The sequence below is a fragment of the Bacillus sp. CPT56D-587-MTF genome, from assembly GCF_058792335.1.
Genome location: NZ_JBYTEF010000001.1, coordinates 542,931 through 559,971 on the forward strand (window position 1 = coordinate 542,931; position 17,041 = coordinate 559,971).

Here is a 17,041-nt window from a genome sequence, read left to right on the forward strand (position 1 = left end):
CTTATGGTCGATCGAAAAATTATTTTAGATACATATAAAAAAGGACCTGAAGCTGTTATTTCTTTATTTGAAGAAACATTTTCTAAGTTAGAAAAACGTATACAAGAACTAGAAAATGCTTCAAAAAAAAACTCCAAAAATAGTCATAAGCCACCTTCTACAGATGGTTTGGGTAAGCCCGTTACAAAAAGTTTGCGCAAACCGTCTCATCGTCAAACGGGTGGCCAGTTGGGCCACAAGGGACATACTCTTGGTTTGACAGCGACTCCAGATCATACGATTACACATTCTCCTACATATTGTACTTGTTGTCATACTTCCTTGAACCACGAGCCTGTAAAAGGGTATCGCATTCGCCAAGTGTATGACTTACCACCTATTCAGATCGAAGTGACAGAACATAAAGTAGAACAGAAAGAATGCCCACATTGCCATTCTATCCAAGAAGCCCAATTTCCTTCGACAGTATCTCGTCCTGTTCAATATGGTCCAAATATAAAAAGACTGATTCCCTATTTAACGCATTATCAATGCATTTCTTTGAAGCGAACAAAAGAATTCTTTCAGGATTGTTTTGGACATTCTATAAGCGAAGGAACCCTGGTAAATCATACACAGGCTTTCGCTTCTCAATTGCAGCCATTCATAAAAGAAGTAAAGGAAAAGATTCTGCAGTCTCCTGTTGTCCATTTTGATGAAACTGGTATGCGTGTAGAAAACAAAACACAATGGTTACATACTGCCAGTACACCGGAGGTGACATTGCAACATATTCATCAAAAACGTGGAAAAGAAGCAATGGATGCTGGAGAAATCTTGCCATCTTTTTCTGGAATTGCGATGCATGATGGTTGGAAATCGTATGATGCGTATACAGATTGTCGTCACGTTTTATGTAATGCCCATCTCTTACGAGATTTACAAGGAATTATAGATAGTACTGGAGAACAATGGGCACAACAGATGCAGAAATTTCTAACGCAAGCGTTGACGATGAAAAAGCAATCCGAAGGTACCATGCCAAAAGCGACGCAAAAGAATCTGTTTATTATGTATCAATCCATATTGAAAGAACAACAGATTCTTTCCACGAAACAAAAGAAGAAAGGAAAGCAGACGCCTTCTCAAAATTTATGGAATCGCTTCGTCAAGTATTCTGACAGAATTCTAGGGTTTTTAGAACATCCAGCCATTCCATTTGATAACAATCAAGCAGAACGGGATATTCGGATGACGAAAGTAAAACAGAAAGTGTCTGGGACTTTCCGAAGTAAGAAAGGCGCAGAATCTTTTTGTCAGATACGAAGCTTTATGAGTACCATGAAAAAACAAAAACAATCGGTCTTACAAGCGATAAACCAAGTCATAGAAACTAGAACGGTTCCTTGGAATAACACGACTTCATAAGAGAATTTCTCTATTTGGCATAGATTCTTTCTCTGATTGGAGTATTTTCTTTTCATGTTTTCGAATCGGAAACATGTATTTGGCCTGTTTTTTTATTTGAAGAAGCTGAGTAGTTACGATAGTATTAACTATAAAGAGCATGTGCAAGTTATGGTGCTACTCAAATTATTAAAGGGTATCCAGAAGATAATACATTTAGACCACATTTATCAGCTACAAGAGGGATGGCTTCAGCTATGTTGGATCGCATGCTTCAGACGATTGAAAAAAACGGAAATAGCAATCCTGTAGAAACTAAGAAATATGTCGTGACAAATGTAAGAGAAAACGGAACAGAGCAAGAAGTAGAGCGCTATAATACGTATAAAGAAGCGGTTACCGCTGCTCAAAATAAAGGTATGAATGCGGTAAAATACGAGAACGAATTTTTATGGATTAAAGATGGTTTTGCAAGTGCGAAAAGAATAACTGGGCAAAACATCATTAATATTTATGATGAGAATTTAGCAACAGTATATACGTATATTCAGTATGGAACAGAATTGAAAGTGTTAGAAGTTGGCGAAGAGCGTGTGAAAGTTCAACTTTCTGGTTTGACAGGTTATGTGAAGAAGAATGAAATCACTTTAATTCCTACAAATGAAATGAAACAGTCGTCTTATTATGTGAAATCAGATGGATATTTATACCATAAATATTATACATATAATACAAGTTCACCTGGATATACAGAATTTAGATATGGTGTGGCACCTTCTTTCATGAAGCAAGGACAGCAAATGTATAGTGTAGATGGAAAGACATTCGGAGACGAAACTTTCTATCAATATTTCAATTATTTATCATTACGTTCGAAAACAGATTATACAGCTGAACAACTAGATAGTTATGTGAAATCGATTAAGCCAGACTCTCCATTAATTGGTTTAGGAAAGAAATTTAAAGAAGTAGAAAGCAAGTATAATGTAAATGCATTATTCTTATATTCATTAGCAATTCATGAAAGTTATTATGGAACAAGCGCTCTTGCAAAAGACAAAAATAATTTATTTGGTTTAAAAGCAACAGACGATAGCCCATATGGTAACGGGGAAGCATTTAATTCAAAAGAAGATTGTATTGAACACGCAGCAAAATTATACATGAATGAAGGATATTTAAATCCAGGACATTGGCGTTATACAGCAACATATACAGGTGATAAAGCTGCTGGTTTAAATGCGAAATATGCATCTGATGCGAACTGGGGTAAAAAAGTAGCGGGGCATATGAACCGTTTTGATTCTTATTTAGGTAAAAAAGAATACAACAAGTACAAACTTGCACGTGTGATGAATAACGTGGAAGTGAAAAAGAATCCTAGTATATCAAATGAGCGACTGTATCGTTTAAATACAAATGTAGTTGTCACAGTTACTGGTGAAGAAATAATAAATGGAAAAGCGTGGGTTAAAGTTATTTCAGATAATCCTACTGTAACAGAAGCGTATATTGCAAAAGAAAGCTTAGAATACGTAAAACATTAATTAAATAAAAAAGAAGGTGCTACTAATATTTCGTAGCACCTTCTTTCTATTCAATTTCAAAATCAACAATGATATAAGCGAGTATAACAACGAAGAAAATGCTAACGGCTGGCGCTGTTAATACGTGGCCAGACATAAAGCCAATGCCAAGTGATAGAATGAGTGTGCTCGCTAATAGCATATACTTTACGGTCATGATTTTCTTAAAGTTTGTGATCATGCGGATGAATAATGTAATACCAAAGTATAGAAGTGGTATTAAGTAAATAAGGAAACCGACAATTCCAAATGCGAAAAATAGGTCATGGAAGTCCATTTCAATTAATTTAATTTTATCTGTGTAGTTACCAGCGTAACCCATTCCGAATAGTTTTTGTGAAAGCGGTGCGTCTTTATAGTACTGTTTGTATGTTTTTAAGAATTTGTCGCGATCGCTGTAAATTAAACTTTTTACTTCAGAATCTGTAAGTTCACCTTTTGCATGTTTTTTTGCATCTTCTGGATCTTCTTTAATTACTTTTCCTTCTTTTCGATCTTTCTCTTCTTGTACTGATTTTTTGTATTCGTATATTTGCATGTGAATGCCCATATTTTTTGCGATAGGAGTATGTGGTGTAAGAGCAATTAAACCTCCTAGTATAACAGCGGCAACAACGGTATTTACAATATGTGTGAATCCTTTTCCTTCTTTTTTACGATTTATCATATATTCAATGAATGAGAAGAAAAGTGCTACGCCTAATGTAATAACAATTGCGCCATATCCGACTTTCGTTCCGACCATAATACTTGCATACATCGCAAGTATTGTTGGAATCCAGTAATATATTTTTGAGAAAGAAGTTGTTTTATGAATCGAATATAAGACAATGATTGGGAACATAATGGCGAAAAGAGAACTTAAATCATTTCCAGCGAAGAACCAACCTCTTGAACCGATTTTTGAGTGAGGATAGCTTGGGAAATCCGTTCCAGTTTGCATTGCGACAATCATTGTGATGCTTAAAATTAAAGTTGCATATAAGAAATATGTAATGATTTTATGAAATACATACTCTTTATTTTTTAGCTCTTTAAAGGCGATAATATATCCAAACAGTAGCACAATTGGATATACGCTCTTTAAGATAAATTTAACTTCTTCTCCAAATGAAATTGGAGATTTAACCATCATATTATTTACAAGACCGATTGCGAGTGCGATTCCGAGTAAACATAAATAGAGGATGTACTTTTTCGCATCTTGTTGTTTGTGATGAAGAAGTAGGTATCCTAATGCAAGAAGCATAAAGGCGAAACGGACTACAACTCCAACTGTTGCGCTCATGTGTAGTATATAGATTGAAAAAGATGTTAATAAATCTAAAATTGGTTGAAACACAATGAATAGCAATAGGAAATGTGGGAAGTAGTTATCCGTTTGTTTCAACTTATTAACCATATGTTCCTCCAGTTCTTCATTCCTTTATTACAACACCCAAAAGATGGGTATAAAGCCTTTTTTACATAGTAAGGCGAATGAATTTCAATATTTGTTTTTTTATCAAACTTAAGAATACACCATTTCATTGTAATGGTAAATAGATGAAAAGCATGGATAAACCGACTTTAATTTCTATATTTTTCAACGGAATTGTATGTTTTATACGGTATATGTACAAATTGCGAGATTATTAGACAGAAAATTGAGAAAAAAGAAGGATTTTTCAGTGGTTTTCTATAATTATATAAGTATAATCTTTATGGAGAAAAGAGGGGTATATAATGGAAATAACAAGTAAAACAGAATCTGTCGTTGTGAAATATGAAGGCCACGTTGCAACGGTTATGGTCAATCGCCCAGAGGTGTTAAATGCGTTGGATGAGCCGACCTTAAAAGAGTTATTACAAAAGTTGAAAGAAGTAGCGGAAAGTTCTGCGCATATCGTTGTGTTATGCGGGAACGGCCGTGGTTTTTCTGCGGGTGGGGATATTAAATCGATGCTTTCAAGTAATGATGAAAGTAAGTTTGATGGTATTATGAATACCATTTCTGAAGTTGTCGTGACATTATATACGATGCCAAAGCTTGTTATTAGTGCAATTCATGGACCAACTGCAGGTCTTGGATTAAGTATTGCGTTAACAGCTGATTATGTAATGGCGGATATATCATCTGTTATTGCAATGAACTTTATTGGAATCGCTTTAATTCCAGATGGAGGCGGTCATTTCTTCCTTCAAAAGCGTGTCGGTGAAAATATGACGAAGCAAATTATTTGGGAAGGTAAGAAATTATCAGCGACAGAAGCGCTTGATATCGGCTTAATTGATGAAGTAATCGGCGAAGATTTCCAAACGGCTGTGAAGCAGAAGATTAATGAATGGTCACAAAAGCCGATTAAAGCAATGATTCAAACGAAGCAAATTTTATGTGAAGTAAATCGTTCTAATTTAGAGCAAACATTGCAATTAGAAAAGCGTGGTCAATATGCAATGAGACAAACAGCGGATCATAAAGAAGGTATTGCTGCGTTTTTAGAGAAACGTTTACCAGCATTTAAAGGGGAATAAAGTTTGTCCATTCCTCACTGATTATTAGCTCGTTAATTCGGGATAAAGGGGAGAAAGTGCTAACACATTTTAGTATAATTGTGTTAGCACTTTTTTTTAGGAGTAATACATGAAGAAAATGATCGGTGTTATCACTATTATTTTGCTTACATATTCTGCTTTGCATAGTACACCATCTTTGGCAGTTCGGACTGCGTTATTTTTTGAGGGACATCCAAGTGTTGCATTTTCTGACGGGGTGACGAAAGAAAAAGATGTGAAAAAAGAAGCGATTCCAGATGAGTATCAAACTCTATATGGTAAGGACGAAGACTTAGAGCACTATTTCTTTCCACATGTAAGAGCACATGGATCAGGAATTGATATGTTAAGTGCATGCGTGAAGAAAAAATGGTTTTTCTATAAAGCAGAGCTCGGATGTTATTAAATATAGGAGGATGAATGATGTCAGCATATAACAAGTTAGTAAGAGATCGTGTTCCAGAGAAGATTTTAATGTCTGGAAAAACATATACAGCACAAAAATTAACAGGTCAAGCCTACATACAAGCTTTAGCGAAAATTGGAACGGAAGAAATTCGTGAATTTGCTTCTATGAAAGAACGCGAACATGCACTAGATTCTCTTGCAGATGCGCTAGAGGTTATCATTTCATTAGCACGTGCAGAAGGTGCATCGATTGAAGATGTGGAACGCCTTCGTAAGCAAAAAGAGATAGAGCGCGGTGGATTTGAAAGAGGGATTTATTTATTAGACGTTTCAGAAGAATAGTTTTATAGGAAAAGCATAGCGTTAATGAGTAACGCTATGCTTTTTTGTTGCAATGAAGCTAATAATGAAGAAGATAGCTGTTAATATCCAGCCGATTGTAATAGAAGAAGTAGTATGAATGGCATAAGAGATTTGTAAACAAAATAATGATGCTAAAAACCAAATGAGTGCAATGTGTATATATTTTTTTGATATATTCATATTTCAGGACTCCTTTTGTATACTAAAAAGAATTTTACTACAATTTAGAAAATTAAACTATATAAGTAGAGGTTTTCTGGTGAATTTTGTATACTGAATAGTAGAGAAAATGAGGAGGAAACGACAATGGCACATCATGCGAAAGAAACGATGGAACTGATTAAGGAGCTTGTCTCTATTCCGAGTCCGTCTGGAAATACAGCAAAAATTATTAATTTCATTGAAAACTATGTCAGTGAGTGGAACGTAGAAACGAAACGTAATAATAAGGGAGCTCTTATTTTAACGGTAAAAGGGAAGAATGATGCGCAACACCGCTTATTAACGGCACACGTTGATACGTTAGGTGCGATGGTGAAAGAAATTAAGCCTGATGGTCGCCTGAGTCTTTCTATGATTGGTGGATTTCGCTGGAACTCTGTAGAAGGGGAATATTGCGAAATTGAAACAGCAAGTGGCAAGACATATACAGGAACGATTTTAATGCATCAAACATCTGTACATGTATATAAAGATGCAGGTGAAGCAAAACGCGATGAGAAAAATATTGAAGTTCGTATTGATGAGCGCGTATTTTCAGCTGATGAAGTACGCGAATTAGGAATTGAAGTAGGAGACTTCGTTTCATTTGATCCGCGTGTTCAAATTACAGAGAGTGGATACATAAAATCCCGTCATTTAGATGACAAAGTAAGTGTTGCGATTTTATTAAAATTAATTAAAAGATTACAAGATGAAAACGTAACATTACCATATACGACGCATTTCTTAATTTCTAATAATGAAGAGATTGGATACGGTGGTAATTCTAACATTCCTGAAGAAACTGTTGAATACTTAGCAGTTGATATGGGAGCGTTAGGTGATGGACAAGCATCTGATGAATATACAGTATCTATTTGTGCAAAAGACTCTAGCGGCCCGTATCATTACGCACTGCGTAAACATTTAGTAGAGCTTGCGAAAACGAATCATATTGAATATAAAGTAGATATTTATCCATACTACGGATCTGATGCATCAGCTGCGATTCGCGCGGGATTTGATGTGAAACATGCTTTAATTGGAGCGGGTATTGATTCTTCTCACGCATTTGAACGTACACATGAAAGTTCTATTGCGCATACAGAAGCATTAGTGTATGCATATGTAATGTCTAATTTAATTGAAGAATAATTTCATAGATAATAGAGAGCTGATTAAAGATATTATTTTTAATCAGCTTTTTATTTGGCGAAGCGATTAGGAGACATGTTCTAATCGCTTTTTTATCCCGCTATTTGCCGAGTAGTAAGACCCCTACCTCAAAATTCAGCGAAAGCAAAAAAGTTAGATGGGGACCGGGCTGCCCGTAAAAGCCCGATTGGTGAGGGCTGATTAAAGTTTTTTTATATACATTCATTATAAGTTATATATATGCGATTTTTGTTATAAGGCCGGAAACGTATTTACTATAGATATATAATGTTATACACTATGAAAGGAATTAATTAATAGTTAATATTTTTTAGTTAGCTTGATTAAAAAAATGTATGAATATGAAGTTTTGAGAGGAGATTTATTTTTCATGAAGTACAAAGCAATAGCCGCAGGTTTATTAGCAGCAAATTTACTAGCACATCCAATTAGTAGTTTAGCAGAAACGAAGAAATTTCCTGATGTTTCAGATAGTGCGTGGTCGAAAGACGCAATTTATTATTTAGTAGAGAGAAATGTAATTAACGGTATGCCAGATGGTAACTTTATGCCATACGGAAATTTAACACGTGCCCAGGCAGCAAAGATTATCGCAACAGCAATTGGTGCTAAAGTAGATCCAAATGCAAAGCCGTCTTATAATGATGCAAAAAATAGTTGGGCAGCTTCATTTATTGCAGCCATGGAAAAAGAGAATATTATTAAAGGGCGAGAACCAGGAGTATTTGATCCTGAAGGAAAAGTAACTCGTGCTGAAATGGCAGCTATGCTTGTAAGAGCATATAATCTGAAAAGCAAAGTAACAGGACCAGTTCCTACAAAATTCGCTGATTTAGAGAATCATTGGGGTAAAGAAGAAGTTAATATTTTAGTAGAATTAAAACTTTCTTTAGGTACAGAGAATGGCTGGAAACCGAATGATTCTATTACGCGTGAACAAGCAGCTCAGCTTACTGCGCAAACAGATAAATTTAGCAAGAATAGTGATCGTCCAGTAGAAACAAAGAAAATGTACATAGATAGAAAATTCATTACATATCACGCACCATCATTAAGTTCTGGGATTAGTGCGAATCAGCATAATCCACAAACGGTAGAAATTAAAGAAGAACGAGATGGATGGATCAAAATTGCAACAAGTAACGGTGATAAATGGACACCTTTAGTAGAGAAAACAGAAGTTATTAATGAAGGATTCACTACTTATGCAGAAGCTTCTTCTTCGTCAAAAGTAATGGGAACACATAACGCACAGCAAGTAACTGTTATTGAAGAGAACGGCAGCTGGATTCGTATCCGCATGGGCGCTGGTTTCCAATGGGTTAATAAAAATCAATTAAATCCAGTGAAGCAAGGGAATTTCTTAGAAGGAAAAGCGATTATCATTGATCCAGGTCATGGTGGAGTTGATCCAGGGCATTCTGGTGTGAAAATGGATGAAAGTGCTATTGTATTAGATACATCTTTACGTGTACAAAAACTATTTGAACAAAAGACACCATTTACTGTTTTATTAACACGTAATGATGATACGCGTCCGGGAAATACTCCTGGTGAATCTTTGAAAAAACGTGTAGAATTTGCACAAGAAAATAAAGGTGATATTTCCGTAAGTATTCATGCAAACGGGTTTAATGAACAAGTAGAAGGAACAGAAACGTTCTACTACAGATCGGCAACAAATCCAAACTCAGAAGAAAGCCGTGTACTAGCAGAAAAAGTACAAAAACGTTTAGTACAAGCACTTCAATCAAATGATAGAGGTGTAAAGACAGAAAACTTCTATGTAGTGAAATACAATACAATGCCTGCTATTTTAGCTGAACTAGGTTTCATCGATGCTAAAGGTGAAGGTGAAAAACTAGCTACTGAAGAATGGAGACAACGTGCAGCGGAAGCGATTTATCAAGGCATTTTAGATTACTATGAAGAAATGGGTAACAACGTGTCTTCTTTCCGTTAATAAATAATAAGAGATTGCCATTGGCAGTCTCTTTTATTTATTAACGTTTCTCTTTATTTCCGGCATATGATATCATTTAATTTTATATACAAAAGAAAAGTATTTGAGTAATTGTAATCATAACAATTTTAAACGATAGAGGATGATAATAGATTGAATAATCATAGTAAAACACCTGCCTGTATATATACGTATGCATTTCGTGAGGAGGAGCGTGCTTTATGTTACTTGGAAATGCGCTCGTTCTTTGGAATGGAGTCCCACGTTAATATTTTAAAAAGTGATGTCAAGATTGACCCGAGTAGAAGTGCGTTTATGAAAGAGCGCGTTGAGGTTATGTATGAAGGGGACGACTTAGAAAGCATTTTAAAACAAGTGGAACAAATTGATTTGGCGGGAGCGACATTTAAAGTTATCTTCGTTAAAATCAATGACCTCGTTGGGGAGAATAAAATTGAATATGGAGAAAGACGTCTTATTGAACGAGACCTTGGCATGCATATTGAAGGAGAAGCGGATGTTCGTAATCCAGAGCGTGTATTCGGGATTGTTCCTCTTGGAGGACGCTGGTACTTCGGGCACTATGTAGAAAGCGAACCAGTTTGGTATCATCACATAAAAAAACCGCATAGTTATTCGACATCTCTTAGCACACGTGTTGCGAGATCAGTTGCAAATATCGCTGTACCAAATCCAGAAGGAGTACGAGCAATTGACCCGTGCTGCGGTATTGGAACAGTAGTAGTAGAAGCACTTTCTATGGGGATTAATATCGTTGGTAGAGATATAAATCCACTTGTAGTTCTTGGAACAAGAAAAAACATCGCACATTTCGGATTTGAAGGAACAGTAACAAAAGGACCAATCGAGGAAATTACTGAGAACTACGACGTTGCCATTATCGATATGCCGTACGACCTATTTACGCATGCCACACCAGAAGACCAGCTCTCCATTCTTTCAAGTGCGCGCCGCATCGCTAAAAAGGTAGTCGTTGTAACGATGGAGACAATGGACGACATGATCCATGAAGCAGGGTTTGAAATTACAGATCGCTGTATTACCAGAAAAGGATCATTTACTAGACAAATTCTTGTTTGTGAATAAGAAAGGAAGGTCACCCGTTTGGGTGACCTTTTTAGTGTAGTTTGATGTGTGATTGATTGGCAGTTTGTAGGCGGCGATAAGTTGATATTGTGATAGGAGAATCTATTACTGTTCTTTTAATTTCTCTTGTTGTGCGATTAATAAATTGCGTAATACGTGTCCGCGGTAACTTTCTAATTTTCGTCCTTCATGATAGCGTACGCCTAATTTTTTTAGTTCAGCTACGTACCAGCCCTTTGTTCCGTAGTACATTGGATCACTTCCTTTTTGCTTTTGAACAGTATATGTTGGGGAGCGAAGTAACTTTACATTGAAAATAATAAGACTGGTTGTATCAAGGGGGCCCCCATAACATAGACTCTGGACAGTGTATAAAAAAATAGACAGTAGTGTATGTTTTTCTAAAAATGCATACAAATTTATACCCTATGCGTTGGCATGATATTTGCAATGAAAAGAGTATCAACGTATAGGGGAGAGATCGAAATGAAGGTTAGTAAAATATATACAACGATTGATGCACACGTAGCTGGGGAGCCGCTTCGAATTATTACGGGCGGAGTGCCAGAAATAAAAGGAGAAACGCAGCTGGAAAGACGCGCCTACTGCATGGAACATTTGGATTACCTTCGTGAAATTCTGATGTATGAACCGAGAGGGCATCACGGAATGTACGGTTGTATCATTACACCGCCAGCAAGTGCCCACGCTGATTTTGGTGTTTTATTTATGCACAATGAAGGATGGAGTACGATGTGTGGTCATGGCATTATCGCTGTTATTACAGTTGGAATTGAAACAGGCATGTTGGAAGTAAAGGGTGAAAAACAAAAGTTCATTATTGATAGCCCAGCCGGAGAAGTTATTGCGTATGCAAAATATAACGGGAGTGAAGTAGAATCTGTATCATTTGAAAATGTTCCTTCATTTGTATACAAAAAAGACGTTCCTATTAAAATAGATAACTATGAATTTCAAGTAGATATCGCGTTTGGAGGAGCATTTTACGCTGTTGTAGACTGTAAAGAATTTGGTTTGAAAGTTGATTTCAAAGATTTATCTGCTATTCAAATGTGGGGCGGTAAAATTAAACATTATATAGAGAGCAAAATGGAAGTGAAACATCCACTTGAAGAAGGATTGAAAGGAATATACGGCGTTATCTTTTCAGATGAACCGAAAGACAAAGGTGCTACGCTACGAAATGTAACGATTTTTGCTGATGGGCAAGTAGACCGTTCTCCTTGCGGTACAGGAACTTCAGCGAGAATCGCAACTCTTTTTGAAAAAGCTACCTTGCAAAAAGGAGAAGTATTCATCCATGAATGCATTACTGATGGGAAATTCCAGGGAGAAGTATTATCCGTAACCGCAGTAGATACATATGAAGCTGTCGTTCCGAAAGTAACGGGGAATGCCTTTATTACAGGATTTCATCAGTTCGTTGTAGATCCGAGAGATGATTTGAATCGAGGATTTTTGTTAGGATAAGAGGAGGGGGTGGAAAGATATGCTTGTCATAAGCGCGAACGAACAAAGAAACTTAGTAAATATGAATGAAGTTATTGAATACGCGGCGCTTGCTTTAAAAGAATTTTCCGCAGAAAGAACGATTACACCAATAAGAGGCTCATTACCATTTGCGAACGAGCAAAATACGGCATTAATTATGCCTTCAGTAGCGGAAGGACTTGAGGCACTTGGAGTAAAAATAGTAACGGTAGCCCCGCAAAATAAACAGATAGGAAAGAAAACGATCAATGGGATTGTGATGCTATCAGACTTTCAAACGGGAGAACCGCTCGCACTTCTAGAAGGATCGTACTTAACGATGATCCGAACGGGCGCCTTATCAGGAGTAGCGACAAAATATTTAGCTCGTCATAACGCAAAAACTTTATGCATTATCGGCACGGGTGAACAAGCGAAAGGAATTGCCGAAGCAATATTTGCGGTTAGAGATATCGAAAAAGTCATCTTATACAATCGCACAGAAGAAAAAGCGTATGCATTTGCGCAATATATACAAGAGAAATTTGGTAAACCTGCTTACGTTTACAAGGATCCAAATGAAGCAGTACGTGAAGCAGACATCATCGTCACAACTACGAACGCAACCACACCAGTCTTCTCAGAAATCTTGCAAAAAGGCGTCCACGTAAACGCCGTCGGCTCATTCAGACCGAGCATGCAAGAACTACCCTCACATGCCATAGCTAAAGCAAACAAAGTAGTAGTCGAATCAAAAGAAGCAGCACTAGACGAAACAGGAGACCTTCAAGTTCCGATAAAAGAAGGTCTATTCAAAGCAAACGCCATTCACGCTGAACTTGGTCAAATTATAAGCGGAGAAAAAGCTGGGCGCGAAAATGATGAAGAGATTACTATTTTCAAATCAGTTGGTTTGGCGGTAGTAGATATTATCGTTGCGAAGTATTTGTATGAGAGAGCGTTGGAGCAAGGGGTAGGGAATAAGATTGAGTTTTGAGACTGCCTTTTGGTGGTCTTTTTTTCAATTCATCAAATGTCATGATAACCTCCTAAATGTGTTTTTTGTCTTTAATCCCATTCTACATTTTCGATCATATAAAACAATCATTTTAGAGGGATTTTCTGTAAGTTGATAGTTTTTTACCTCATTTTATGAGGCTACTTATTCGTGGTCTTTTTATTTTCTCCTCCGCATAAATATAGTTTATCGCAAGAATGCATTAATAGATTACAAACTTTCTACCTTTGCGAAAAAGTTTGACAATACATACGGGTAGTGGTAATTTAAAACCTATAAGAAAACTCGGTATTAATTCCGAGTTTTCTTATAGGTGTAAATAGTCGAGAGGGGTCGAAATATGAAGAAGAAGTTGTTTGTATTACCATTTGTCCTACTATTATTTATTGCATTAGCTGCTTGTTCAGGGGAAAAAGATTCGAAGCAAGCGGGCACTAGTAAATCAGGGACTCCGAAAGATGGAGGAACGTTAACGATTGGTGTTAGCGATAATCCAGATACGATGAATCCGCTTTATGCGAATGATCGTGTGTCATTAACTGTGCAGCAAGCTTTATATGCGCCGCTATATCATATGGAAAACGGTAAGAAAAAGTTTGTTCTTGCTGAGAGCTTTACGCCTTCAGAAGATCAATTAACGTGGACATTGAAATTAAAAGATAATTTGAAATGGCATGATGGTAAGAAAATTACATCAGACGATATAGCATTTACATTCCAATCTATTTTGGATGAGAAGCAAAATAGCTCAAGTCGTGAAAACTTTATTTTTAAAGGAAAGCCGCTTGAGGTGAAAAAGGTAGATGAGTTAACAACTCAATTCGTTTTACCACAAGTAAGCGCATCTTTCGAAGGTGTGATGAATGATTTCTTCCCAATTCCGAAACATGTATTTGAAGGGGAAGCAGATTTAGCGAAGAGTAAGAAAAACTTACAGCCTGTAGGTTCAGGACCGTTTAAGTTTAAAGAGTATAAATCAGATGAGTACGTTGCATTAGATCGATTTGATGATTATGTAGGTGGGAAAGCTAAATTAGACTCTATCGTATACCGCGTTGTAAAAGACCGTAATACAGCAAATGTTTCACTGCAAAATGGTCAAATCAACATGAAGATGATTGAGCCACAAGACTTTAAGAAATTAGATAGCACTGGGAACTTCTCAATGGTGACATTCCCTGAAGGTAGATTATTCTACTTATCTTATAACATGAATACGGAGCTTATGAAGAAAAAAGAAGTGCGCCAAGCAATTGCACATGCGTTAGATAAGAAAGAAATGATTAACTCAGCATTCGTTTCAGGTGAATTTGCAGAACCAGCAAATTCAATCTTAACGCCAGACGCTATGTATTATGCGAAAGATATTAAAGACTATAAGTATGATAAAAAAGAAGCGAAAGATTTATTAGCAAAAGCTGGCGTGAAAGATAAAGAAAAAGTACGTGTGATGTATGTAACGAATAATAAAATTATGGAAAGCTTAGCGCTTTATACACAACAAAAATTAAAAGAAGTTGGCTTAGAAGTTGAACTAAATGCATTAGATGCTAGTGCAGCAAGTGAAAAAGGCTTAGATAAAGAGAATAAAGAATATGACATTACATTTGGTGGTTACATAATGGGACCTGAGCCAGATTCATATAAGAGCTTATTCTTAAGTAATGCTGAATACAATTATGCACGATATAAAAACGCTGATTTCGATAAGTTATGGGAAGAAGCTGCAGTTGAAACAGATAAAACAAAACGCGCAGAGCTATACCATAAAATTCAAGAGACAGCTAGAGAAGACGTACCTTATCTACCAATCGCGTATCCGAAAGCAGTTATTGCAGTAGATAAAAAGTTTGATGGATTAAAAGAAGCGAAAGCAATTCCTGTCACAATGTTTGAAGATCTATCTAAGATTTATGAAGTGAAATAAGAAACAATAAAGAAGCTGGTGGAAATCAGCTTCTTTAGCTTGAGGGGGGAAGTTTGTGTATAAAGTAATTGCGAAGAGGCTTTTAAATGCAATTCCGCTTTTATTTGTTATTTCTATTATTTCTTTTCTATTAATAAAGCTAGCGCCGGGGGATCCCGTTCGAAACTTTGTAACGCCAAACATGAGTCCAATTGATGTGGAGCGTATTCGCAAAAGTTTAGGACTAGATCAACCAATTTACGTGCAGTATTTTTTATGGTTAAAAAACATTTTAACAGGAAATTTTGGTTACTCACTTCAAAATCATCGTCCTGTTTTGGAACTTATCACAGAAAGATTACCTGCAACAATTGGGTTAATGGGATCATCTTTACTCGTCTCATTCGTAATCGCAATACCACTTGGACTATTTACAGGTGTGAAAAAGAATTCATTCTTTGACCGCATTGTAAACTTTATTTCATACGTTGGTATTTCTATGCCGGTTTTCTGGTTTGCACTACTATTAGTCTACTTATTCTCTTTAAAATTGAACCTACTTCCGAGTATGGGTATGCGCACCGTAGGTAAAGACTCTGTCTGGGATATTGTGCAACACGGCATTTTACCTTGCATGGTGCTTGCGTTCCAAAACGTATCTGTTTATATGAGATATATTCGTTCAAGTACGATTCAGCAATTAGAAGAAGAATATGTACAAATTCAATATGCGTATGGTGCTTCAAAGAAAACAGTGTTATTTAATCACGTACTTCGAAATGTATTAATACCGATCATTACAATTTTCGGATTATCGATTCCAAGTTTAGTAGGCGGAGCGTTCATTACGGAAACAGTATTTTCATGGCCGGGTCTTGGTTCACTGGGGGTAAATGCTATTTTTAGATTTGATTATCCGATTATCATGGCAATTACATTACTATCATCATTCATGTTAATTCTCGGTAACTTAATTGCTGATATTTTATATGGCGTAGTAGATCCGCGCATTCGAATGAGGGGGTGATTTGGAATGAATAATAGGAGATTTCAAACGATAAAACATAGCTTTACGAAAAATAAGTTTGTTGCAATGGGAGTTATTATACTTGCGGTTTTAACGGTCGCATCAATTTTCGCATTCGTATCGCCGTACGATCCTAGCAAAATGTCGATTCCAGATCGCTTACAAGAACCGAGTATGAGTCATCCTTTCGGAACGGATGATTACGGAAGGGATTACTTAACGAGAGCGTTATATGGCGGACGAGTTTCGCTTGCGGTCGGTTTCCTTGCGATGGTTGTTTCTATTACAATCGGTACTGCAGTTGGAACAATTAGCGGGTATTTTGGCGGAAAGTTAGACAACTTTTTAATGCGAGTTGTTGAAGTGCTTATGTCAATTCCATCATTCTTTTTAATGCTACTATTAAATGCGTATTTAAAACCAGGAATTACGACGCTAGTTCTTATTATCGGATTACTAACATGGATGGACACCGCCCGTATTGTAAGGGCAGAAACGTTATCTGTAAAAGAGCGTGAGTACGTTTTATACGCAAAAGTATCAGGACAAAAGTCACTTATGATTATTGTAAGACATATCATTCCTAACATTTTATCAACCATTATTATCGCCGCGACATTAACGATTGCGACATCAATTTTAATGGAATCATCACTTAGTTTCCTAGGTTTAGGCATTAGAGAACCAGATTCTTCTTGGGGCAGCATGCTAAACAATGCGCAAGGATATATTGGTGAAGCTTGGTATTTAACGCTCTTCCCAGGATTTCTTATCCTTTTAACGGTACTTAGTTTTAACGTAATTGGTGAAGCATTGAAGAAAGCTTTCGCACCAAAAGGAGCCGGACATGAAAACTAAAGTGTTAAGTGAAAGG

The 17,041-nt window shown here is 36.5% G+C and carries 15 protein-coding genes and 1 pseudogene; 13 read left to right on the forward strand and 3 right to left on the reverse strand.

The window, feature by feature from the left end; translation table 11 throughout:
* Nucleotides 1-3: 3 nt before the first annotated feature.
* Both tnpC and AC3WVZ_RS02805 read left to right on the forward strand, forming a co-directional pair.
* Nucleotides 4-1,407, forward strand: a complete 1,404-nt coding sequence (tnpC, locus tag AC3WVZ_RS02800; RefSeq protein WP_233935200.1) for an IS66 family transposase — start codon at nt 4-6, stop codon at nt 1,405-1,407.
* Between the two features lie 117 nt (nt 1,408-1,524).
* Nucleotides 1,525-2,933 (forward strand): annotated as a pseudogene (locus tag AC3WVZ_RS02805) (glucosaminidase domain-containing protein); the annotation flags it as partial.
* A 46-nt stretch (nt 2,934-2,979) separates the two neighbouring features.
* Here AC3WVZ_RS02805 and AC3WVZ_RS02810 read toward each other — a convergent pair.
* A complete protein-coding gene (locus tag AC3WVZ_RS02810; RefSeq protein ID WP_100654967.1) occupies nt 2,980-4,374 on the reverse strand; it encodes an O-antigen ligase family protein in 1,395 nt (464 codons plus the stop codon).
* Nucleotides 4,375-4,697: 323 nt separating this feature from the next.
* Here AC3WVZ_RS02810 and AC3WVZ_RS02815 point away from each other — a divergent pair, with 323 nt between their 5' ends.
* From AC3WVZ_RS02815 to AC3WVZ_RS02825, 3 genes are all read left to right on the forward strand, one after another.
* Entirely contained in the window at nt 4,698-5,486 is a 789-nt protein-coding gene (locus AC3WVZ_RS02815) for an enoyl-CoA hydratase (RefSeq protein ID WP_000406892.1), read from the forward strand.
* 109 nt (nt 5,487-5,595) lie between these two features.
* Nucleotides 5,596-5,913 carry a YjcN family protein gene (locus AC3WVZ_RS02820; RefSeq protein WP_000738198.1) on the forward strand — a complete coding sequence of 106 codons (318 nt, stop codon included), beginning with the start codon at nt 5,596-5,598 and terminating at the stop codon, nt 5,911-5,913.
* A 17-nt stretch (nt 5,914-5,930) separates the two neighbouring features.
* A complete protein-coding gene (locus AC3WVZ_RS02825) occupies nt 5,931-6,257 on the forward strand; it encodes a nucleoside triphosphate pyrophosphohydrolase (RefSeq protein ID WP_001277350.1) in 327 nt (108 codons plus the stop codon).
* Between the two features lie 21 nt (nt 6,258-6,278).
* On the opposite strand, the gene AC3WVZ_RS02830 is transcribed toward AC3WVZ_RS02825, so the two are convergent.
* Nucleotides 6,279-6,458, reverse strand: coding sequence for a hypothetical protein (locus AC3WVZ_RS02830; RefSeq protein ID WP_233935987.1), 180 nt, complete (start codon nt 6,456-6,458; stop codon nt 6,279-6,281).
* Between the two features lie 126 nt (nt 6,459-6,584).
* On the opposite strand from AC3WVZ_RS02830, the gene AC3WVZ_RS02835 reads away from it, so the two are divergent.
* The 3 genes from AC3WVZ_RS02835 to AC3WVZ_RS02845 all read left to right on the forward strand — a co-directional run bounded on the left by AC3WVZ_RS02835 (nt 6,585) and on the right by AC3WVZ_RS02845 (nt 10,725).
* Entirely contained in the window at nt 6,585-7,634 is a 1,050-nt protein-coding gene (locus tag AC3WVZ_RS02835; RefSeq protein ID WP_233935988.1) for a M42 family metallopeptidase, read from the forward strand.
* Nucleotides 7,635-8,025: 391 nt separating this feature from the next.
* The gene (locus AC3WVZ_RS02840; RefSeq protein ID WP_233935990.1) at nt 8,026-9,618 is read left to right on the forward strand and encodes an N-acetylmuramoyl-L-alanine amidase; all 1,593 of its coding nucleotides are present in this window, start codon (nt 8,026-8,028) and stop codon (nt 9,616-9,618) included.
* 153 nt (nt 9,619-9,771) lie between these two features.
* Nucleotides 9,772-10,725 (forward strand): TRM11 family SAM-dependent methyltransferase, encoded by a 954-nt coding sequence (locus tag AC3WVZ_RS02845; protein WP_001059321.1) that lies wholly within the window; start codon nt 9,772-9,774, stop codon nt 10,723-10,725.
* Between the two features lie 105 nt (nt 10,726-10,830).
* Here the strand turns inward: AC3WVZ_RS02845 and AC3WVZ_RS02850 are convergent, their stop codons facing one another.
* Nucleotides 10,831-11,106 (reverse strand): YflJ family protein, encoded by a 276-nt coding sequence (locus AC3WVZ_RS02850; protein ID WP_113732248.1) that lies wholly within the window; start codon nt 11,104-11,106, stop codon nt 10,831-10,833.
* A gap of 105 nt (nt 11,107-11,211) precedes the next feature.
* Here AC3WVZ_RS02850 and AC3WVZ_RS02855 point away from each other — a divergent pair, with 105 nt between their 5' ends.
* The 5 genes from AC3WVZ_RS02855 to AC3WVZ_RS02875 all read left to right on the forward strand — a co-directional run bounded on the left by AC3WVZ_RS02855 (nt 11,212) and on the right by AC3WVZ_RS02875 (nt 17,025).
* On the forward strand, nt 11,212-12,216 hold the full coding sequence (locus AC3WVZ_RS02855) for a proline racemase family protein (protein ID WP_000868679.1): 1,005 nt from the start codon (nt 11,212-11,214) through the stop codon (nt 12,214-12,216).
* Between the two features lie 19 nt (nt 12,217-12,235).
* Nucleotides 12,236-13,213, forward strand: coding sequence for an ornithine cyclodeaminase family protein (locus AC3WVZ_RS02860; RefSeq protein WP_233935991.1), 978 nt, complete (start codon nt 12,236-12,238; stop codon nt 13,211-13,213).
* A gap of 361 nt (nt 13,214-13,574) precedes the next feature.
* A complete protein-coding gene (locus tag AC3WVZ_RS02865; RefSeq protein ID WP_016125551.1) occupies nt 13,575-15,161 on the forward strand; it encodes an ABC transporter substrate-binding protein in 1,587 nt (528 codons plus the stop codon).
* Nucleotides 15,162-15,216: 55 nt separating this feature from the next.
* Nucleotides 15,217-16,167: an ABC transporter permease gene (locus AC3WVZ_RS02870; protein ID WP_000278778.1), complete on the forward strand. Its 951-nt coding sequence runs from the start codon at nt 15,217-15,219 to the stop codon at nt 16,165-16,167.
* A gap of 6 nt (nt 16,168-16,173) precedes the next feature.
* Entirely contained in the window at nt 16,174-17,025 is an 852-nt protein-coding gene (locus AC3WVZ_RS02875) for an ABC transporter permease (RefSeq protein ID WP_001065285.1), read from the forward strand.
* Nucleotides 17,026-17,041: the final 16 nt, after the last annotated feature.